The sequence below is a fragment of the Citrobacter sp. Cpo103 genome (genome assembly GCF_030332605.1).
GTDB classification, from domain to species: domain Bacteria; phylum Pseudomonadota; class Gammaproteobacteria; order Enterobacterales; family Enterobacteriaceae; genus Citrobacter; species Citrobacter portucalensis.
In genome coordinates this window covers 1,080,255-1,099,666 of the sequence record NZ_JAOWHO010000035.1, presented here as the reverse complement: position 1 = coordinate 1,099,666, position 19,412 = coordinate 1,080,255, and the positions used below count along the sequence as shown (strand labels likewise).

The following is a 19,412-nucleotide window of genomic DNA, read 5'->3' as shown; positions in this document are numbered from 1 at the left end:
AACGCTTTTGCCGTCAGCCCCGTTATTGCTGGGTTTTCACTTCTGGCACACTTTATGCTTTAACAACCCGTCGCTACGACAAATCGTAGTCCGCGGTGCTTATCGCGTGGCTGCGTCTACAATTCGCGCTATTTCAGCATTTAACAGGTCTGTTATTGATGAAAAAAATCACCAGTGTTTGCCCATACTGTGGGGCCGGGTGCAAGCTCAAGCTTGTTGTCGAAAATAACAAAATCATCCGTGCCGAAGCCGCAGAGGGTGTAACGAACCAAAATCAGTTATGCCTGAAAGGCTATTATGGTTGGGACTTTCTTAACGACACTCGCCTCCTGACTCCCCGTCTGACTCGCCCGATGATCCGTTATGAAAAAGGTGGCAAATTCACGCCCGTTAGCTGGGATGAAGCCATTCGTTACACCGCAAAACGCCTGTCTGAAATCAAAAAAACCTATGGTCCTCGCGCCATCATGACCACCGGCTCCTCCCGGGGAACCGGAAATGAAACTAACTACGTGATGCAAAAATTCGCACGTGGTGTACTTCATACCAATAATGTCGATTGTTGTGCCCGCGTCTGTCACGGTCCTTCCGTTGCCGGGTTACAAGAAACGTTAGGCAATGGCGCCATGAGCAATTCCATCAGCGACATTGAAAACTCAAAATGTCTGCTGATCTTTGGTTATAACTGCGCCGACTCGCACCCAATCGTAGCCCGCCGGGTAATTAAAGCTCGCCAGAACGGCGCAAAAATCATTGTCTGCGACCCACGTCGTATTGAAACCGCTCGTATTGCTGACCAACATTTGCAGTTGAAAAACGGTTGCAACATGGCTCTGGTTAATGCCTTTGGTCATGTTCTTATCGAAGAGCAACTCTACGATCGCGAGTATGTGCAAAAGCATGCGGAAGGGCTGGAAACATACTGGGAAACCGTTAAAGACTATGCGCCTGAAGCGGTTGAACATTTGACCGGCGTTCCCGCACAGCAGGTTCGTCAGGCAATGCGTACATTTGCCGCAGCACCATCGGCAACCGTAATGTGGGGGATGGGCGTCACTCAGTTTGGTCAGGCTGTTGATGTGGTTCGCGGTTTATCGAGCCTGGCGTTGTTGACCGGGAATCTGGGTCGCCCTAACGTCGGCGTTGGTCCGGTGCGCGGGCAAAATAACGTGCAGGGTGCGTGTGATATGGGGGTACTACCTAACCAGTTCCCGGGATATCAGGACGTGACCGATTCCGCAGTCAGGGAAAAATTCGCCAGCGCATGGGGCATTGACGTTAATCAGATGGATGACAAGGTTGGAACGCGCATCACTGAAGTTCCACACCTGGCTATCGAAGGCAAAATAAAAGCCTACTACATCATGGGAGAGGATCCGCTGCAAACCGAGGCCGACCTGGGCCTGGTCCGCGAAGGGTTTAACGCGCTCGATTTTATCGTCGTGCAAGACATCTTCATGACTAAGACAGCGGAAATGGCCGATGTTCTCCTGCCCGCCACCTCATGGGGCGAACATGGCGGCGTCTTTACCTGCGCCGATCGCGGCTTCCAGCGTTTTGAGAAAGCGATTGAACCCACCGCTGATGTAAAACGTGACTGGGAGATCATCAGCCTTTTGGCCAGCGAAATGGGCCATCCAATGCAGTATCAAAATAACCAGCAAATCTGGGATGAGATGCGCGAGCTGTGTCCGCTGTTCTACGGCGTGACCTATGAGAAAATGGGGGAAATGGGGCATGTTCAGTGGCCATGCCCGGATCTCGATAGTCCTGGTACGCCATACCTTTACGCACACAGCCAGTTTGATACCGCCAACGGCAAAGGCAAACTGTTTGCCGCACCGTGGCGAGCGCCCGCAGAAGTTCCGGATGACAATTATCCGCTGGTACTGTGTACCGTGCGTGAGGTTGGGCATTACTCCTGTCGCTCTATGACCGGTAACTGCGCAGCGTTACAAGCGTTGGCTGATGAACCAGGATATGTGCAAATCAATACCCATGATGCCGAAAAACTCGGTATCCGTCATCGTGATCTGGTGTGGGTCAGCTCGCGTCGGGGTAAGGTCATCAGCCGTGCGGATGTATCCGAGCGCATCAATTCCGGAACGGTTTATATGACCTATCAATGGTGGATTGGTGCATGCAACGAGTTGACCCAGGATAACCTCGATCCAATCTCGAAAACGCCAGAAACCAAATATTGTGCCGTAAATATCGAGCACATTAGCGATCAGAGATGGGCTGAAAAGTATGCCGCTCAATCGTATAGCGACATGAAATCACGCTTATGTGAGGCCATTGCGTAATTCCCCACCATCGCCACCTGAGTCTGGTTACCCAGACTCAGGTCTTATCTCATTACTTTACCAGGTGAGGTTCACTGAAACGGATGGAGACAGATTCCTCCTGCATATCCCGCTGCATAAAACCGAGGTTCATCAGAAACAGGCCAGCCATAAACGGCAGTTCGTACAATTCTTCAATCATATCGCCATATTGGGCATTGTGCAGGAAGATGGGAGCCAGCAGACGATGATGCTCTACCGTATCGGAAATCAAAAATGCGCAGGCGGTGATCGCCAGCAGCCAGAGCGGTAGCGGTTCATTACGCACGCGTCGGACAATATCCAAGCGTAAGCGCTTCGACAACAGCACCGGCAGAATAATCATGGAAATCATTACAACAGAGATAGCTCTGAACAGAAGTTTAGGCTGCTCCGGGAAATAGTCGCGGCCCCAACTGGTGCTTCTCCCCAGCAATACCAACCACCACGCGGCTGCCCAAAGCCAAAATTGCTTCTCGCCTTCAGGTCGTGATAAAGGCCGAATATAGCCAAGGGTAAATACCGCACCAAACAGTAGCCATAGCGCCTGCCCATTTTCGATCCATCTGACGACAGTGCCGTTAAGCAGCGGAAGATTCCAGTTCGCGGTGAACGGGATCGCCACAATGACCAGTCCTAGAATAAGTGTGGGGAATGTAATTTGGGTATTCAGTTTCATAAGCGCGATGTTCTGTATTGTTACTTTTTTGCGATCATAACTCCTGTGAATGATCGACAATTAGCATTCAATGCGGATTTCTTAAGGTATTCTTAAGGAATCTTTTTTCGGACATCACTACGTTCAACACAAATAAAATAACCGCACAGCGCCGTCAAAACGCTGTGCGGTTAGTATATTAAAATTCTTTTTATTCAATCAGTAAGAGTATTTAATACCTACCATCCGCAGACTTCATGCTCATTCTCGGTATCGTACGAACGAACGGTATTGACCAAGTCTTTGACCACTTCTGCTGCCACATCCGGCACCAGTAACGTCATCGGCGCTTCTGTTTCATAATCAACAGAAACACCGTTGCTGTTATTGGTCACGGTTACGGTATAGGTTGCTTTGCCCATGATTTACTCCTTGCCGGTGCGCACGACTTTTCGTTGATTTACACTCTCCATCAGAACTTCCGGGGCAACGAAAAAATCGATATTAAAGTAAGTGTCGTCGGTCATCACTTCGATGTTATGCCATTTTTCCGGCGGAAAAACGCCAAACTGACCGGCTTCAATAACCATCACCTCTACTGGCTCCGGACTGTGTTCATCGGCGTATCCGAGATATTTGACCGCCCCCTGCATAACCGAAAGTCGTGGATAAACCCCAGCACGAGTTCCTTTATCAAGGTGGCGTTCGAAAATTCCGGCAGGCGCGGTTTCTTTGTTCCAGAATGGTGTAGAGCGTGTATGGATATGATTCTGTGGAATTTGAAGCATTTTTCTTCCCTTTTCCAGTCGACAACCAGCGAGTCTTATTGAATCGCTGCTGTACACAGGGTACGCCTCAAAATATACATTTAAAATACCATTTATTGGTTATAACCCTACAATTATAAATGAAAAGCAAAGCGTCATATTGAAGGCCCGCCGCAACCAGCGGGCCATTGGCATCACGACTGAAGCGTGGCCAGACGAGCGGCAAAACCAACGAAAATCAGGCCGATTAGGGAATTACCCACTTTGGCCAGTTTTTTCTTCGTGCGAATATACTGCGTCACAAACGCGCCGGAGAAAATAAGGAAGCTCAGATAGAAAAAGCTCACTACTTCAAGCGTAATGGCCAAAATAAAGAATGACAGCCCTGAGTGCGGTGCATTGACATCAATAAACTGCACAAAGAACGAAACATAAAACAAAATAGCTTTGGGATTCGTCAGGCTCAGAATTAATGCTCGCTTAAAAATAGCGCCAAACGGGACTTCCTCAGGTGCGGCGTCGCTTGCTTTCGATTTCAGTGTCGCATACAGGATCTTCGCACCTAGGTACAGCAGATAAAACGCGCCAAGATAGCGAACGATATTGAACAAAACAGGCGTTGTTTTGATCAATGCGGCAACACCGGCATAGGCCAAAAACATCAGCACGGCATCACCGATAAACACACCGCTTGCGGCGAGATAACCACCCTTCACTCCCCGACCGACGCTGTTCTTCAACACAAATATCGTATTTGGCCCCGGTACCAACACGATAAAAATGGCTCCCACCAGATACGTCCAGTAATTCAGAACTCCATACTCTGCGAACACGTTAACCTCTTCCTGAAAAAACACATGCACTTGCTGCGATACAATATGCTAACGAATGCATCGGGTGATGGAAAGAAAAGGTTATGAATTAAAAAACCCGCCACTGGTGACGGGTGTGTACAGATAAGGTTAGCCCGGATTAATGGTGCAGCATCTCATCCACAACCTCTTCTCCCTTCAACTGATAAGGGTAATAGGTAGGCCAGTTTTCCATCTCTTCAAGCAAGGCTGCCTGCGAGGTATTTCCCATAAAGATATGGAAGTGGCTCGATTTACGCGGCGCGATAATATGATCGCTAAATTGCACATATTTTGGCGCTTTGCTGTCAGCAGCTTTACACTCAAACAGATACCGTACACCTTTCTTGCCTGATTTATAATTCAGGATCTTATATCCGGCATAGTCGTATTTACATGATGCAACCTGATTCCCGGTATGAAACTCCATCACGCCATTTTCAATACCGATAGTGTCTACGTTGGTTGCATAGCCTGTACGGTAATACGCTTTGATTTGTTCTGCCGTTTTGCTTTTATCTTTCTCCGCTTTCTTTTTGAACACCGGATCAAGCTCGCCGCTGACCAGATACGGATAGACAGATTGCCACATGCCATCCCAGTCGGTCAGCGCCCTGTTCTGCACCTGGTTGTCATCAAATACCCCTTCAGACGCCTTTTGTTCTGCTTCACTCATTGGCGCACCATGGGAATGATGACCATGCGCCAGAACCGAACTACTGACTAAAAGCATCCCCAGAGCGATTGTCAGTTTCTTAAAACGAATAGCCAAAATTTCACCCTCAAATCAATTGCGAGTGAAATGTTATAATATAACATCACATTTAAATCAACGGCGTTGTGAAACATTTAACCGCTCTGGTGCGCGATTTTCCAACGGCTGTCAAAATGGGCCTGATACTGCGCAACAACGGCAGGTTCGTCACGAATAACTAACACATTTTCAGAGTTAGCAAATTCTGCGGATTTGGCAAAGTTGAACGAACCGGTTTCCAGCGTGTCGCCATCAATAATCATTACCTTGTCGTGCTGGATGTGGTAGTGACCATCCAGTTGAACATCAACCCCATTCGCGGCAGCAAAAGCGATGGCCTTCTGGCTCACCTTACCCTGGTTTCGTTTCTTATCGATAACAGCCCGAACCACAACGCCTCTCTTTTCAGCGTTGACCAATGCCTGAACAATATCTGCAGACTGAAATGAATAAGCCATCATATCGATGCTGTGCTGCGCATGGTTGATTGAATCCAGCACTAAAGCCCGAGCCGATCCTTCCGGTGAAAAACCCACCTGAATGGAAGCATGTGCTGCAAAAGCACCCGCCCCGTACATTAGCGCAGCCACAGCGATAGTTTTTACGATCACGTTAGTTATTTGCCTGAAATGCGAAAGAGACCTAAGAGAGTAGCGCTCGCGTGCAGATCTGATCAAGCAGTGCCTGCTGATGACTGATAATGAGCATACCCAATGGCCGACGCTGAGATTCTTCAAGCAGCAGCGCCCAGATATCCCGTTGAATAGAAGGATCAAGCTGGGCAGTAATTTCATCGGCAATAAGAAAACGTGTCCGCGGGTCCAGCGCGCGAAGTAAAGCAATTCGCGCCAGTTCACCACCAGAAAGTTGTCCAGGACGGCGGGTTAACCACTCTGGATTGATGTGAAGACGGGTAAGCATTGCAGCATCCGGTCGCCATGCATCATACACCGCATCACCGGTGCTGCGTCGGGGGTTAAAAGTTAATTCCGGATGCTGTGGCACCAGTTGCACCGGGCAATACTGGTGCATCGGCAAAGGTTGGTCATCAACCAGAATGTCACCGGAAGTTGGTTTCTGCCAGCCCGCCAGCACGCGTCCCAGCGTCGTTTTGCCAGTTCCACTGGGCGCACAAATCCCAATACGTTCTCCAGGGCGTAGAGAGAAGGTCAGATTTTGCCACAGAACCTTTTCCCCCTGACGGATTGTTACATCACGACAGCACAGCATCGCGCTCTCCAAAAAGTTGATTTCTTTCAGGCAGCGCCCGCCATTGTCGTTGCAGGTGTTCGCTAATCTCTCCGCGTAACAGCTGTTCCCGGCTGACGTTATCCGACACCCTTCCCTGATGCAGCGCGACAATACGATCCGCATGGCGGGCCGCCAGCGTGAGGTCATGCGTTACCCATAAAACGCCAGCCCCTTGCTCACATTGCTCACGCAACTGTTCAAGCAGTTGATTAGCGAGAGGTGCATCAAGCCAGGCGGTAATTTCATCCGCCAGAATATAGCGAGCCTGACTCAGAGACGCATGACAAGCCAGAACACGTTTTGCCATACCGCCTGAAAGCTGACGCGGAAAAGCATCTAATACGCGACTTTCCAGTCGGCTACGCTGGAGCAATCGTTCAATTTTTCCGGCACTCCATTGCTGGTCAGAAAGCTGGCATGCCCTGCGCAGATGCTTTTCAATCGAGAGCAGCGGGTTAAGTGCCTGAATACCTTGCGGGACGTAGCTAAAGGTATTGCCACGACATTTGCGAATGTCATCACTGTCCAGCGTTTTACCTTCCAGGGTAATAACGCCGTTGAAACGCAAATTGTCTGGTAAGAGATCGAGCAGACATTGCAGCAATAGGCTTTTACCTTCTCCACTTCCTCCAACTAGCGCCACCATCTGACCAGGCGCTACGTCGAAAGAGATATCCTGCAACAGCGAAGACCAGTTTTTCGCGCCGTACCAGCGATAACGCGCCACGTCCAGTGAGACCTGCCTTAAACTCAACATGCGTCACCTCGTAACCATAAACGATGCACCGCCCTTGCGAGCTGATCGAATAACATCACCAGACTGAACAGCATCAGTCCAGGAAACAGCACTAACCACCAGTCGCCATGACTGATAAACCTCAGCGCATCCGCCAGCAGCAGGCCCAGCGACGGTTCATGCGGTGCCAGTCCAAAACCGAGGAAGCTTAACGCCGCGCTGTGCAACACTGCATGGGGAAACATCAGCAATGTTCCCGTTAGCCACTGGGGTAACAACGCCGGTAGATAGTGATGCCGCCAGCAGTAAAAATGGCCGTGCCCCAGACGCCAGGTCAACGTCAGATAGTCACTGTGGGCCACGCGCTGCGCTTCAGCACGCAGGATCAGCGCCAGACGCGGCCAGTGCGTTAGTGCAACCGCCATGATTACCCCGTTTTTCCCGCCGCCCAGCGTAAAACAGATCAAAATAAGCAATAGCAGATGCGGCATCGACAGCATGGCATCAGTTATAAGGCGCATAAGCACATCCAGACGCGGATGTATGCGCGAAACCGCCGCCATCATTAACGCAATCAAGCCACTGCACAACGCCGCACCAATACCAATTTGCAGACTGGTTAGTGCCCCCTGAAAACAACGGATCCACAGATCGCGACCAAGATTATCGGTGCCAAACCAATACATCGCATCAGGTGGAAGATGACGGGCAAGCAGATTAACGCTCAACGGATTATCCAGCATTGCGGCACCATACACTGCAATGAATAACAGGCAGCTGAAAGAGAACAAAAGACGAATTAGCGTCGGCGTCGGGTTATAGAGCATCAGGTCGCTCCAGAGCACGGTTCAACATACGGACAAGCCAGGTAGACAGCGAATTGCCAATGAACACCAGTACGGTACTGAACAACACAATCCCCATCAGTAACGGCAGATCGCCGCGTAATCCGGCATCAATGGTGGCCTGCCCCAGTCCTGGATACGCGAAGACTTTTTCGGCCAATAGTGCACCTCCCAGCAGTTCTCCCAGTGAGGCAAACTGCAAACACAGCGCAGGCGTAATTGCATGACGCAGAACCTGATGGCGTAACAGTGACCAGCCTTTATCTCCCTGGGAACGTGCAAAACGGACAAATTCGCTTTTCATTACGCTGGCGATGCTTTCCCGCGTATGAAGCGTAATTTGTCCCAGTCCCAGCAAACTGAGCGCGCAAACGGGAAGCACCAGATGGCGCAGACGCTCGGTCAGCATGGCCATATCGCCGCTGTTACCCGGCTCCCATGCGCAGCAGACCGGAAATACCGGCCAGCGCACGGCAAATAACGCCAGCAGCAACATGCCAATCCAGAAGGTCGGCAACGAGGAGAGCAGATAGCTGAGGCGACAGATTGCTTTGTCCGGCCAGCGATTCAGGTAGCGACCCGCGACAAACCCCATTGCCGTTCCCAATATGCCGGAGAGTAGCCACGCGCCGCCAAGCAGCGCAAACGAGGTGGAAAAGCGTTCCTTGATCACGCTGGCAACCGGCGCATTAAACAACATGGAATAGCCGAGATCGCCCTGCAATACCCGTAAAAACCAGTGACCAAAACGCTCCCATAGCGGCTGGTCCAATCCCCAGCGAGCAGCAATGCGTGCATATTGCTCCGGCGGCACATGCAGGAGATCGTTGCCAATATAAGCGCGAATCGGATCGACTGGAGAAAAGCTGAGCAGCACAAAAGTGCCAGCCGCAACCAGCACTAATAACACTATCAGCCGTAGAAAATGGCCCACAACAGACTTCATCAACGGCAGGTCCAGGTCCATTCGTCCAGATTATTGAGCAGTGACCAGCTACCGTGAATCTCCGGTGCACCTTTGCCTAAATCAATACACGGATTTGCCAGGTAGGTGTGCTGAATATTCAGCAGCCATGCCCAGGCAGCATCGCCCTGCACGCCAGCCCCTTGCTTGCCATCCCACTCCACCTGTTGCCAGAAAGGCAACGCCTTTTGCCAGTCTGGGGCGTCGATAGCCTGTTTAAGATGCTGTTCAACAACAGGATTGCTGTAATAGCCTGGGTTGTAATATTCCACGCCCGCGGCCTGACTACTGTAATGATGGAAAAGCTCCATCGGATCCAGGCTTCCCCAACCAAATAGTGTCGGGTTCGCATGCATGTGACGCTCAACAGTTTCCCAGCTTCCGGACTGTAGTGATACCTGAATTCCCAACGGTTCCAGCATCGCACGTACGGCCTCAGCTAAATCCCGGCGCGTACTGTCACCGCTGGCGTACCATAAAGTCAGTCGAGCCTCTTTGCCGTCTTTCACTCGCACGCCATCTTTACCTACCTTCCAGCCGGCTTCTTCCAGAATCGTACGTGCTTTTTCACTGTCACCATCTTTGAACGCAACGGATTGCCCCTGCCACGGCAGCCCCTGCACTGCGCTATACGCAGGAATCGCATGACCTTCCATGACCTGATCGGCAAGCTGCTTACGGTCGATGGCATAGTTGATGGCGCGCCTGATGGCAACATCGGCCGTGATATCGTTCCCAATCGGATAGCCATTGGCATCTTTTTTACCTGCAGGAACCATCGGGAACACAATGCCCCGGTTTTCCACGCTATCGCGTACCCAAAGTTTCAAATTTGTCTGCTGAGGAGCGACCGCCATCGACGGCGCGATACGTACGAGTCCCAGTTGGCCACTGCGCGCTGCGGCATAAGCGTTATCTTCATCAAGGAAGACAAACACCAGCTTACTAAAATCATTTTTCTTACCGGCATACCAGGGGTTAGCCTCCACGATCAACTGCTGTCCCGGCTGAAAACTCACCAGCCGATAAGGACCCGCGCCAATCGGATTTTTGGCAAATGTTTTTTCGTCATACCGTTTCGCCGGAACAATACCCAAAGAACCCAGCACATTCACAAAGGTGCTCTGTGGGCTATTTAGCGTAATTTCTACCGTACGGTTATCTTTCAGGCTGGCATGGGTGAAGTTTCCCATGTCGATTTTGCCGCCGCTTTTTGCTGCTTTGTTATAGGTGAACACCACATCTTCAGCGGTTAGCGGGGAACCATCAGAGAATTTAAGGTCAGGTTTTAACGTCAATGTCCAGGTTTTGCCGTCTGCGCTGGTCTCTACTTTTTCCGTCAGCAGGTTTCCCCAGCTCATATCTGCATTTTGTTTTAATAATGGTGCATGCAAAAGCAAATAGCTGCCATGACTCCAGCCCAGCATCGGGTCAAACCCTTCCGTTGGTTCTGGGCCAATTGCCAGTTTTAACGTCTGCCCTTCGTTCGCATTTTGCGCGGCAAGAAGTGGTGAAGTTAATGCGAGAGTCAATGCGCACGTAAGCAGTGCCAGCTTGCCTTTGATCATTATGTTATCCAGATTTACGTTATTTTTATGCTGCATAACGATTTACCCTCGTTAAGCAGTCTCCTGGGGAAGGGATTATGGCGGACAGAAATGACGAAAAAAATGATGCGGCGCAGAAAAGTATGACGATTTTCTAAAATTATCATACTTTTTTCTGATACTCCGTTATGAGTACGATGTGAACCTCAGAAAATAGATTAATCCCTCGCCATTTATTCACAGGGATATTAATCCCGAACTAATAATTGCCTGTGCGGACTATTGGCCCTTCCTGCTAATTCCTTTTCTAAAACTCATGACAATTTATGTATATTTATTCAAGAAAAACACCAGAAGTGACAAGTTATGTAAATTTGTAATGATAATTATTTGTATTATCATTTCCATCAATTATCTTACTGCCTTTGAATTTTTAACAAAGGAAGTTTGACTATGCGTTTAAAACCTGTTTCCTCTGTCGTTCTGTCCTGTTTAGGATTTTCCAGCCCCCTGGTATTTGCTGAAGATGTCATGGTGGTAACCGCTTCCGGTTATGAAAAGAAAATCACCAATGCCGCCGCCAGCGTCTCTGTTATTTCTCAGCAAGAGTTACAAACCAATAAATATAATGACTTAGGTGAAGCCCTGCGTTCTGTTGAAGGGGTAGATGTTGAAAGCAGCACCGGTAAAACCGGCGGTCTGGAGATCAGCATCCGTGGCATGCCTGCCAGCTATACCTTGATCCTGATTGACGGTATTCGTCAAAACGGCAGCAGCGACGTAACGCCAAACGGTTTCTCTGCCATGAATACCAGCTTTATGCCCCCACTGGCGGCGATCGATCATATTGAGGTGATCCGCGGCCCGATGTCGACGCTTTATGGGTCCGACGCAATCGGTGGCGTGGTGAATATCATCACCAAAAAAAGCACCGATAAATGGAGCACTTCCATCAATACCGGCGTTAACCTGCAAGAGAGTAATAAATGGGGTAACAGTACGGTCGCCAACTTCTGGTCAAGCGGCCCGTTGATTGCGGGCGTATTGGATATGCAGGTTCGGGGGAGCACAACCCAGCGTCAGGGTTCCAGCGTCACCTCCCTCAGCGATACCTCCTCCACCCGCGTACCTTATCCTACCGAGTCGGAAAACTATAATATTGGCACGCGTCTCGACTGGAAAACCAACGAGAACAATACGTTATGGTTAGATCTCGACTCCGCCAGACAGCGCTATGACAACGATGACGGGCAGTTGGGCAACCTGACAGGGGGGTATGATAAAACGCTACGCTATGAGCGTAACAAAGTGACCCTCGGCCACGATACAGCCTTAACGTTCGGCACCTGGAAATCCTCCCTCGGCTGGAATAAAACCGAAAACAAAGGCCGGCAATTGGTATCTTCCGCACTCACGCCAGAGAACGCAGGCCGGGCCGGTGACGCGCGTGAACTGAAGAACACCAACGTCATTCTTGACTCAGTGCTGCTGACGCCATTAGGTGATTCACACCTCTTAACCCTTGGCGGAGAATACTGGGATGCACGGATGAAAGATGGTGTGGTACTGGCCAATACCGGCGAGACGTTCCATCAAAAAACGTGGGCAGCTTATGCGGAAGATGAATGGCATATTCTCGACTCGCTGGCCTTAACCGCAGGAACACGCTATGAGCATAACGATGTCTTTGGCGGTCATCTCAGCCCGCGTGCCTATATGGTCTGGGACGTTTCCGACGCCTGGACGCTCAAAGGCGGCGTAACGACAGGTTATAAAGCACCATCACTAAGCCAGTTGCATAACGGGATCAGCGGTGTAACCGCACAGGGAACGGTGAATACGGTCGGTAACCCGGACCTCAAACCTGAGGAAAGTATCAGCTACGAAACCGGGCTGTATTACGAGAACGACGCCGGGCTTAACGCCAACATTACCGGCTTCTATACCGAATACAAAAATAAAATTGTCTCATATTCTATCGATGATAATACCAACAGCTATACCAACAGCGGCAAGGCAAGGACCGATGGCGTTGAATTTGCCAGCACCTTCCCTCTATGGTCGGATGTGCTGACCTTATCTCTCAACTACACCTACACTCAGAGCAAGCAAAAAGATGGTGACAATAAAGGCGCGCCATTAAGTTACACACCAAAACATATGGCTAACGCCCGTCTGAACTGGCAGGCAACGGAAGATATGAACGCCTGGCTCAGCGCACGTTATCGCGGCAAAGCCCCACGCTTTACCGAAAATTACGACAACCTTAGTGCGGTACAAAAGGCCGTCTATGACGATAAAGGCGCTGATTTAAAAGCCTGGACCGTTGTCGACATGGGGATGTCTTATAAGCTGACCAAAGATCTGACGCTTAATACGGCGGTTAATAACGTGCTGGATAAAGACTTTAGTGAGGTCAAATTGTACCAGGTGGGCCGCAATAGCACCTACGCAGGTGATTATTATCAGACTGCACAATCCACTACCGGATACGTAAACCCTGGTCGTAACTACTGGGTATCTTTAAATTATCAGTTCTAATTTTATAAGATCCTGCTGGTCGGGGCACACTAATACCCCGACCAGCAGAATATTATTGAGAGAAGACACAAGATATAATCATCATCTTATTTTAACATATAAGAATATTTAAACAATTAATACAGAAATACCCCTTCCTGCACCATTAGATATAATGCCAAAACAATAATCCCGACGATACCGCCTAAAAACAGGACTGCGGCAATCGCAAGCTGATTGCGATTTGTGTTCTTCGCTTTGCTTCGCACATCCAACTTATTTTTCGCCGCTTTGTGACTTGAATCACGCTCCATCGCGAATGTTATATCTGCCATACCATTATCCAGTTGCTGTATATGAAAACACAAATAACCACCACATCGATAAGGGTATAGATTTTAAATATCAGAATCCGAGATTTGCCTCACGATAAAGATAATCGTCGGATTTTTGCTACCGAAGCAGATTTCATGCTCACTTTTCATCAATTAGGTTATCTTGTATTTATTCGACAAAAACCTTCACTTTAGGCTTTGACAGCAGAATCATGACGAACTCAGTGAAGGTTACTGGTTTATAGAAATAGTACCCTTGCAGGAAAACAATGTTGTTTTTGTTGAGATAATCAAGCTGAGCCTTCGTTTCAACCCCTTCAGCAACGATGCTTAAAGACAGCTTGCGCGCCAAATCGAGAACACAATCCAAAATTCGGGTTGAATCGGGAAGCTCATTTACCCTTCCCACAAAGCTCTGATCGATTTTAATGTAATCAATGTGCATGTCATGCAAATAAGAAAGCCCAGAATAGCCCGTACCAAAATCATCCAGCGCAATCACAAAGCCATTCTCATGCAGGATATTGAGCCTCTGCACAAGATCTTCATCCACATCTAACGGCTCGCGCTCAGTAACTTCGATTACCAGATTGAGGTCATCTCGGTTAAAACTATCCCTGTAATGCAGGCACTCCTGCACGAATGTAGGGGATGTGATATGGGATGCGCTGAAGTTAATGCCGATATGGAAGCCAGATGGCAGTTTGCTGGCAATGGCGTTCATATTCGCCGCGACCTGCCTCATCAGACTTTGAGTTAGGGGCACTATCAGGCCTGATTTTTCGGCCACGGGAATGAAGGAAGCAGGAGAGATATATCCGGCTTTTGGATGTTTCCATCGGGCCAGCACTTCAACACCGCGTAACGTCCCCTCACGACCATTTACGATAGGTTGATAAAAGGGCACGATCTCTCCTTTTACTATCGCCCTGCTCAACGTTTCTTCAGGGGTATCGTTCTTGTTCATATACTTATCAATGGCATAAGCAACTGCGAAAGACATTAACAGGATAAAAACCAGAATCCCTGAACCTTGTGTAACCAGCCTTTTTGCACTAAACAGTGGCGGTTTATTATAAATAATACTGAACGGATACTTTGCGGAATTCACCAGGCCAGACATCCGTGCGCTTGCCGTAACGGTTTTCACATCGCCCAATAAACCCAGCACTTCGTCACCTACGAGTAGTGAATATGCCACTCCCTTTAACGGAACATTCAATGCTCCACGGATATGCACCCCGCTAATGGTGACAATGATGCGGTTAATTTGAAAACGAGTTTGATACAGCAGAACGGGTATCTCATTTTCCGTATTTCTTGCGGGAGTAAGCAGCAGATTTGTATCAGCAATCACCGGAATATGCTTAAGCAAGATCCGATTACCTGGCAGTGACGTACACCAAACCTTCCCTTGTCGGATAATGATCAGCGTTCGCAAATGAGGCCGCAGAGCAGCTTCGGTTCCGAGTTGGTATTGCCCCTCCAGATCGCATTTTTTTTCGGCGATGTGCATAGCGGTTCGGGTTGCCTGGAAAGCTTCATCCAGTATGTTATCCATATTTTTCGCGGCATATCTGGCTCCTCCAAGGGTTTCTGTCGAAGAGGAATACCAAAGCTGCATATTAAGAATAAAAACACCGATCAAAAAAAGACACACCGCAGCGGTTACCGGTAAAAGTGCTTTGCGCATTCTCATGTCCTGTGGCGAAAGCCGATCAGTCGTTGCGATGAGCATTGACGTGTTCTAATTCATCTCTACAGAGCATGGTAGACAGAAACAAAAGTCGCCATGCGCCCAGTCACATTTCCTCAATAACAACGTAACTTACTAATTTATTGATAAAATCATTACTGAAATTTGCAGTACAAAACCGGCGTTGCACCTCATCCAATTTTGCTATCATAGGAATGCACTAATAAGAGGTAATCAAATGAAAATCTTTATCACTGACAATGACGGGCACCTGATTCCTGTTGACGGAAAAAGCGTTGTCATCGAATTGAATAGTGGCGGAACCATCGAGATCGCCGAGGAGTACAGTCGGGACGATGTTCCTGAGGGCATTAATCTGTGGGGCGGACGAGAACCATCCCCTTCACTCTCTTTCGAGGAAATCAAAGCCAGAACAGAAGGCCTGGGAGTTTACCCCATCGCAGCCAACGCTCTGCATGTATTTCCGTACAAACTTTCATCAAAAGAATGATCGCACACAGCAGACGAAGCGTTTTTCTCAAACCAAAGTAAGGCCATGGTTATCAAAAAAACTCTGGCTTTGGGGGAAGTCAGTTCGCCGATATCTGTTACTTTCTGATTGCAGCCCATGCTGGCGCTGCATTATTTCATCACTATATACAGAAGGATAATACGCTTTTGAGAGTGATGCCTGAGCAAAACCATTTGAATAATTAATAGATGATTAAAATATTAAGAACATAAGCACTCAAGACCGTATGTGCGTGTTCTTAAATATTAATCGTCATCATGATGCTTATGTTTCTTGTGATCACTCATAGCCTCTTTGAAAGCATCCGCTTGTGTATTAGCTGCCTGCAGTCGACTCATATTAGCACTGTAATTATTCCAATATTCTTTTTCTTCGTGATAACAAACATCACGGCTAATTCCCTTCGCTTCGCACTTTGCTAAGCGTTGTTCTTCTGATACACAACCAGACATCAAGGAAACAGCAGAAAACGCAACCAATATTATCATTAATTTATTCATATAAATAACCTTAGAATGTCCAGCCGGCGCCGACTACAATACTATTAGCTTGTGCGCCAAAGACCTTAGAACCTTCATAGCCTGCATCAACAGTGAAACCTGCAATGGGGATAAACTGAATACCAGCGCCATAGGCAAAACCTGTAGAAGTGTCAGTTTCACCATTAGCTTTGATCGCACCTCTCCCAATACCCGCCATTACATAAGGTTTTACCACATCATTTACTTTATAACTTGCGCCGACTAATGCAGAACCATAACCACGATCTATATCATTATCGTCATTTGCTGAAATGGTTAAGGATGTCATAACACCAAAATCACTCTCATCTGGGGTATAACCATATTTAGCGTTAAAACCATTAAGGTTCTGTCCATCTGTCCGGGTATGTACATAACCGCCGGTGACTACGCTTTCTCCTGCATAAACTGTCATAGCAAAACATAATGTAACAGCCACTAAACCTGTTTTTAAACTTAGCATTTTAATAACCATTTTCATCATCAACTAATAGTAAGTAACACACATAATAAGGAATCATGCTTTGAGTTTTATTTCTCAAGCATGTTGCCAACAGAAAAACAGAAAGGTAAAAAAACATCAATCGGAGAAAATGTTCTTTTTTGGACATTACTAATATTCAGAATAATCAACTGTCATAACACGCTGATAAAAATGGATTTAAAATTAGAGCAAAAAAAATCTTAAAATGCTTATTCCTTTTACATATTCCCAATATTTTCCTTATTGTTAAAATGATTATTTCCCATCTGATAATCAATAAGATACAAACACCACTCAATTATAGTTAGTTCTCATACCCGAATAGAGTTAAATAAAGAAATATTGACAGCCATGGAAATTTTTATCAAAAAAATAAAATTGTAATGGCAAAGATAAAAATTTGTTCTTCAGTGCTATTTAAATGAGTTTAATAGTATGAGCGCCAGGAAAGCATTTTGCAGGTAAAAAAAAACGGGAACCTCTCGGCTCCCGTTCTCATACAACCCAAGATCTGGATTACATGTTTTCGATGATCGCGTCACCAAACTCTGAACATTTCAGCAGCTTAGCGCCGTCCATCAGACGTTCGAAGTCATAGGTTACGGTTTTCGCGTTAATCGCGCCTTCCATACCTTTAACAATCAGGTCAGCCGCTTCTACCCAACCCATGTGGCGTAACATCATTTCAGCAGACAGAATGATGGAACCTGGGTTCACTTTATCCTGACCTGCATACTTCGGTGCAGTACCGTGGGTTGCTTCGAACAGAGCGCATTCGTCACCAATGTTTGCACCCGGCGCGATACCAATACCACCCACCTGTGCGGCCAGCGCATCGGAGATGTAGTCACCGTTCAGGTTCATACAGGCAATCACGTCATACTCAGCCGGACGCAGCAGGATCTGTTGCAGGAACGCATCGGCGATAACGTCCTTAACCACGATCTCTTTACCGGTTTTCGGGTTCTTGATTTTCACCCATGGACCGCCGTCGATCAGTTCACCACCGAATTCTTCACGCGCTAACTGGTAACCCCAGTCTTTGAACGCGCCTTCGGTGAACTTCATGATGTTGCCTTTGTGTACCAGGGTAACTGAATCACGATCGTTGGCGATGGCGTATTCAATCGCTGCACGCACCAGACGTTTAGTCCCTTCTTCAGAACACGGTTTGATACCAATGCCGCAATGTTCCGGGAAGCGGATTTTCTTCACGCCCATCTCTTCGCGCAGGAATTTAATCACTTTCTCAGCATCGGCAGAGTCAGCTTTCCACTCGATACCCGCGTAGATATCTTCGGAGTTTTCGCGGAAGATGACCATGTCGGTCAGTTCAGGGTGTTTAACCGGGCTTGGTGTGCCCTGATAATAACGCACCGGACGCAGGCAGACATACAGGTCAAGTTCCTGACGCAGAGCTACGTTCAGAGAGCGAATACCGCCGCCAACAGGGGTGGTCAGAGGGCCTTTAATGGCAACACGATATTCACGAATCAGATCTAAGGTTTCAGCAGGCAGCCAGACGTCCTGGCCATAAACCTGAGTGGATTTCTCGCCGGTGTAGATTTCCATCCAGGAGATTTTACGCTCGCCTTTATAGGCTTTCTCGACAGCAGCATCGACAACTTTGATCATCGGTGGGGTTACATCAACGCCGATACCGTCGCCTTCAATGAACGGGATAATCGGATTTTCAGGAACGTTGAGTTTGCCGTTTTGCAGGGTGATCTTCTTACCTTCCGCCGGAACAACTACTTTGCTTTCCATTCACCTCTCCTTCGAGCGCTTCTGGTTCTGCTCGTCTGTCATCACGCTGCATGTGCGTTTGCGTCCTGCTACACGGATGCGTTAGAGCAACTTTTTGTTAATGATTTGTAATGAGCGTGTCAATACTACCCTATTGTTCGCCGCCATGAAAGACACTCGTTCTTAGGCTATAATGCGGCAATTGATATAATCTGAAAATACCATGCAAAAAACTTCTTTTAGAAATCACCGGGTTGAGCGATTCAGCTCACGACAAGTCACTAAGCAGCGTAAAGAAAACCAGCCAAAACGCGTGGTTTTGTTCAATAAACCCTACGATGTTTTGCCACAATTTACTGACGAGGCTGGCAGAAGCACGTTAAAAGATTTTATTCCCGTGCCGGGAATTTATGCGGCGGGCCGACTCGACCGGGACAGCGAAGGGCTTTTGGTGCTAACCAATGACGGCGCGCTGCAGGCGCGGTTAACGCAACCCGGTAAGCGTACCGGGAAAATTTATTACGTCCAGGTTGAAGGCGAGCCGACAGCAGAAGCGCTGGACGCCCTGCGTAACGGAGTAACGCTCAATGATGGCCCCACGCTACCCGCAGGCATTGAAGTAGTAGAGGAACCCGTATGGCTGTGGCCGAGAAATCCGCCGATTCGGGAACGGAAAAACATTCCCACCAGCTGGTTGAAAGTTACCTTATATGAAGGCCGCAACCGTCAGGTACGTCGTATGACAGCGCATGTTGGATTTCCTACGCTGCGCCTCATCCGCTATGCCATGGGGGATTACACGCTGGAAAATCTTGCTAACGGCGAGTGGCGGGAACTGAAATCGTAACCGTACGGTTTAACGTGAGTGTTAACAGGGAAGA

At 48.2% G+C, this 19,412-nt stretch carries 20 protein-coding genes and 1 pseudogene; 5 read left to right on the top strand and 16 right to left on the bottom strand.

Annotation, left to right across the window (positions count from 1 at the left end):
• The first annotated feature begins 158 nt into the window (after window positions 1-158).
• Complete coding sequence (fdhF, locus tag OGX89_RS21755; protein WP_126956069.1) at window positions 159-2,306, top strand: formate dehydrogenase subunit alpha; 2,148 nt, start codon at window positions 159-161, stop codon at window positions 2,304-2,306.
• 52 nt (window positions 2,307-2,358) lie between these two features.
• Here the strand turns inward: fdhF and OGX89_RS21750 are convergent, their stop codons facing one another.
• The 11 genes from OGX89_RS21750 to OGX89_RS21700 form a co-directional block, all read right to left on the bottom strand.
• Window positions 2,359-3,003, bottom strand: coding sequence for a hypothetical protein (locus OGX89_RS21750; RefSeq protein WP_126956067.1), 645 nt, complete (start codon window positions 3,001-3,003; stop codon window positions 2,359-2,361).
• A 218-nt stretch (window positions 3,004-3,221) separates the two neighbouring features.
• Window positions 3,222-3,404: a DUF1869 domain-containing protein gene (locus OGX89_RS21745; protein ID WP_003832433.1), complete on the bottom strand. Its 183-nt coding sequence runs from the start codon at window positions 3,402-3,404 to the stop codon at window positions 3,222-3,224.
• 3 nt (window positions 3,405-3,407) lie between these two features.
• Window positions 3,408-3,770, bottom strand: coding sequence for a DUF1971 domain-containing protein YeaR (gene yeaR / locus OGX89_RS21740; protein WP_126956332.1), 363 nt, complete (start codon window positions 3,768-3,770; stop codon window positions 3,408-3,410).
• Between the two features lie 173 nt (window positions 3,771-3,943).
• Complete coding sequence (gene leuE / locus OGX89_RS21735; RefSeq protein WP_003832429.1) at window positions 3,944-4,582, bottom strand: leucine efflux protein LeuE; 639 nt, start codon at window positions 4,580-4,582, stop codon at window positions 3,944-3,946.
• 139 nt (window positions 4,583-4,721) lie between these two features.
• Window positions 4,722-5,372, bottom strand: coding sequence for a metal-binding protein ZinT (zinT, locus tag OGX89_RS21730; protein ID WP_003832427.1), 651 nt, complete (start codon window positions 5,370-5,372; stop codon window positions 4,722-4,724).
• Between the two features lie 77 nt (window positions 5,373-5,449).
• Window positions 5,450-5,965: a phospholipase D family nuclease gene (locus tag OGX89_RS21725; protein ID WP_003832425.1), complete on the bottom strand. Its 516-nt coding sequence runs from the start codon at window positions 5,963-5,965 to the stop codon at window positions 5,450-5,452.
• 31 nt (window positions 5,966-5,996) lie between these two features.
• On the bottom strand, window positions 5,997-6,584 hold the full coding sequence (locus OGX89_RS21720; RefSeq protein WP_003832423.1) for an ATP-binding cassette domain-containing protein: 588 nt from the start codon (window positions 6,582-6,584) through the stop codon (window positions 5,997-5,999).
• Complete coding sequence (locus tag OGX89_RS21715; RefSeq protein WP_126956065.1) at window positions 6,568-7,362, bottom strand: ATP-binding cassette domain-containing protein; 795 nt, start codon at window positions 7,360-7,362, stop codon at window positions 6,568-6,570. The genes OGX89_RS21720 and OGX89_RS21715 overlap by 17 nt, the downstream gene beginning before the upstream one ends.
• Window positions 7,356-8,168: an ABC transporter permease gene (locus OGX89_RS21710; protein WP_003832419.1), complete on the bottom strand. Its 813-nt coding sequence runs from the start codon at window positions 8,166-8,168 to the stop codon at window positions 7,356-7,358. Before OGX89_RS21710 ends, OGX89_RS21715 begins: the two co-directional genes overlap by 7 nt.
• Window positions 8,158-9,132 carry an ABC transporter permease gene (locus OGX89_RS21705; RefSeq protein WP_003832417.1) on the bottom strand — a complete coding sequence of 325 codons (975 nt, stop codon included), beginning with the start codon at window positions 9,130-9,132 and terminating at the stop codon, window positions 8,158-8,160. The genes OGX89_RS21710 and OGX89_RS21705 overlap by 11 nt, the downstream gene beginning before the upstream one ends.
• Entirely contained in the window at window positions 9,132-10,754 is a 1,623-nt protein-coding gene (locus OGX89_RS21700; RefSeq protein WP_126956063.1) for an ABC transporter substrate-binding protein, read from the bottom strand. Before OGX89_RS21700 ends, OGX89_RS21705 begins: the two co-directional genes overlap by 1 nt.
• Window positions 10,755-11,150: 396 nt before the next feature.
• Between OGX89_RS21700 and OGX89_RS21695 the strand changes: the two genes are divergently transcribed.
• On the top strand, window positions 11,151-13,238 hold the full coding sequence (locus tag OGX89_RS21695; protein ID WP_126956061.1) for a TonB-dependent receptor: 2,088 nt from the start codon (window positions 11,151-11,153) through the stop codon (window positions 13,236-13,238).
• Between the two features lie 116 nt (window positions 13,239-13,354).
• Here the strand turns inward: OGX89_RS21695 and OGX89_RS21690 are convergent, their stop codons facing one another.
• Window positions 13,355-13,552 (bottom strand): hypothetical protein, encoded by a 198-nt coding sequence (locus tag OGX89_RS21690; protein ID WP_003832412.1) that lies wholly within the window; start codon window positions 13,550-13,552, stop codon window positions 13,355-13,357.
• Window positions 13,553-13,721: 169 nt separating this feature from the next.
• A complete protein-coding gene (gene pdeG / locus OGX89_RS21685; RefSeq protein ID WP_126956059.1) occupies window positions 13,722-15,245 on the bottom strand; it encodes a cyclic di-3',5'-guanosine monophosphate phosphodiesterase PdeG in 1,524 nt (507 codons plus the stop codon).
• A gap of 241 nt (window positions 15,246-15,486) precedes the next feature.
• Here pdeG and OGX89_RS21680 point away from each other — a divergent pair, with 241 nt between their 5' ends.
• The gene (locus tag OGX89_RS21680) at window positions 15,487-15,759 is read left to right on the top strand and encodes a hypothetical protein (protein ID WP_003832409.1); all 273 of its coding nucleotides are present in this window, start codon (window positions 15,487-15,489) and stop codon (window positions 15,757-15,759) included.
• An 83-nt stretch (window positions 15,760-15,842) separates the two neighbouring features.
• Window positions 15,843-15,965: pseudogene (locus OGX89_RS21675) on the top strand (cytochrome b); the annotation flags it as partial.
• Between the two features lie 60 nt (window positions 15,966-16,025).
• On the opposite strand, the gene OGX89_RS21670 reads toward OGX89_RS21675, so the two are convergent.
• The 3 genes from OGX89_RS21670 to icd form a co-directional block, all read right to left on the bottom strand.
• Complete coding sequence (locus OGX89_RS21670; protein WP_003832408.1) at window positions 16,026-16,280, bottom strand: hypothetical protein; 255 nt, start codon at window positions 16,278-16,280, stop codon at window positions 16,026-16,028.
• Window positions 16,281-16,290: 10 nt separating this feature from the next.
• Window positions 16,291-16,776 carry an outer membrane beta-barrel protein gene (locus OGX89_RS21665; RefSeq protein WP_032934565.1) on the bottom strand — a complete coding sequence of 162 codons (486 nt, stop codon included), beginning with the start codon at window positions 16,774-16,776 and terminating at the stop codon, window positions 16,291-16,293.
• 525 nt (window positions 16,777-17,301) lie between these two features.
• Window positions 17,302-18,552: an NADP-dependent isocitrate dehydrogenase gene (gene icd / locus OGX89_RS21660; protein ID WP_003030769.1), complete on the bottom strand. Its 1,251-nt coding sequence runs from the start codon at window positions 18,550-18,552 to the stop codon at window positions 17,302-17,304.
• A 202-nt stretch (window positions 18,553-18,754) separates the two neighbouring features.
• On the opposite strand from icd, the gene rluE reads away from it, so the two are divergent.
• Window positions 18,755-19,378 carry a 23S rRNA pseudouridine(2457) synthase RluE gene (gene rluE / locus OGX89_RS21655; protein WP_003832405.1) on the top strand — a complete coding sequence of 208 codons (624 nt, stop codon included), beginning with the start codon at window positions 18,755-18,757 and terminating at the stop codon, window positions 19,376-19,378.
• Window positions 19,379-19,412 lie beyond the last annotated feature (34 nt).

What these genes read in the sequence shown, in the direction of transcription:
- fdhF (WP_126956069.1), top strand. Translation starts at nt 159, where the DNA reads ATGAAAAAAATCACCAGTGTTTGCCCATACTGTGGGGCCGGGTGCAAG.
- OGX89_RS21750 (WP_126956067.1), bottom strand. Translation starts at nt 3,003, where the DNA reads ATGAAACTGAATACCCAAATTACATTCCCCACACTTATTCTAGGACTG.
- OGX89_RS21745 (WP_003832433.1), bottom strand. Translation starts at nt 3,404, where the DNA reads ATGGGCAAAGCAACCTATACCGTAACCGTGACCAATAACAGCAACGGT.
- yeaR (WP_126956332.1), bottom strand. Translation starts at nt 3,770, where the DNA reads ATGCTTCAAATTCCACAGAATCATATCCATACACGCTCTACACCATTC.
- OGX89_RS21720 (WP_003832423.1), bottom strand. Translation starts at nt 6,584, where the DNA reads ATGCTGTGCTGTCGTGATGTAACAATCCGTCAGGGGGAAAAGGTTCTG.
- OGX89_RS21715 (WP_126956065.1), bottom strand. Translation starts at nt 7,362, where the DNA reads ATGTTGAGTTTAAGGCAGGTCTCACTGGACGTGGCGCGTTATCGCTGG.
- OGX89_RS21710 (WP_003832419.1), bottom strand. Translation starts at nt 8,168, where the DNA reads ATGCTCTATAACCCGACGCCGACGCTAATTCGTCTTTTGTTCTCTTTC.
- OGX89_RS21705 (WP_003832417.1), bottom strand. Translation starts at nt 9,132, where the DNA reads ATGAAGTCTGTTGTGGGCCATTTTCTACGGCTGATAGTGTTATTAGTG.
- OGX89_RS21700 (WP_126956063.1), bottom strand. Translation starts at nt 10,754, where the DNA reads ATGCAGCATAAAAATAACGTAAATCTGGATAACATAATGATCAAAGGC.
- OGX89_RS21695 (WP_126956061.1), top strand. Translation starts at nt 11,151, where the DNA reads ATGCGTTTAAAACCTGTTTCCTCTGTCGTTCTGTCCTGTTTAGGATTT.
- OGX89_RS21690 (WP_003832412.1), bottom strand. Translation starts at nt 13,552, where the DNA reads ATGGCAGATATAACATTCGCGATGGAGCGTGATTCAAGTCACAAAGCG.
- pdeG (WP_126956059.1), bottom strand. Translation starts at nt 15,245, where the DNA reads ATGCGCAAAGCACTTTTACCGGTAACCGCTGCGGTGTGTCTTTTTTTG.
- OGX89_RS21680 (WP_003832409.1), top strand. Translation starts at nt 15,487, where the DNA reads ATGAAAATCTTTATCACTGACAATGACGGGCACCTGATTCCTGTTGAC.
- OGX89_RS21670 (WP_003832408.1), bottom strand. Translation starts at nt 16,280, where the DNA reads ATGAATAAATTAATGATAATATTGGTTGCGTTTTCTGCTGTTTCCTTG.
- OGX89_RS21665 (WP_032934565.1), bottom strand. Translation starts at nt 16,776, where the DNA reads ATGGTTATTAAAATGCTAAGTTTAAAAACAGGTTTAGTGGCTGTTACA.
- icd (WP_003030769.1), bottom strand. Translation starts at nt 18,552, where the DNA reads ATGGAAAGCAAAGTAGTTGTTCCGGCGGAAGGTAAGAAGATCACCCTG.
- rluE (WP_003832405.1), top strand. Translation starts at nt 18,755, where the DNA reads ATGCAAAAAACTTCTTTTAGAAATCACCGGGTTGAGCGATTCAGCTCA.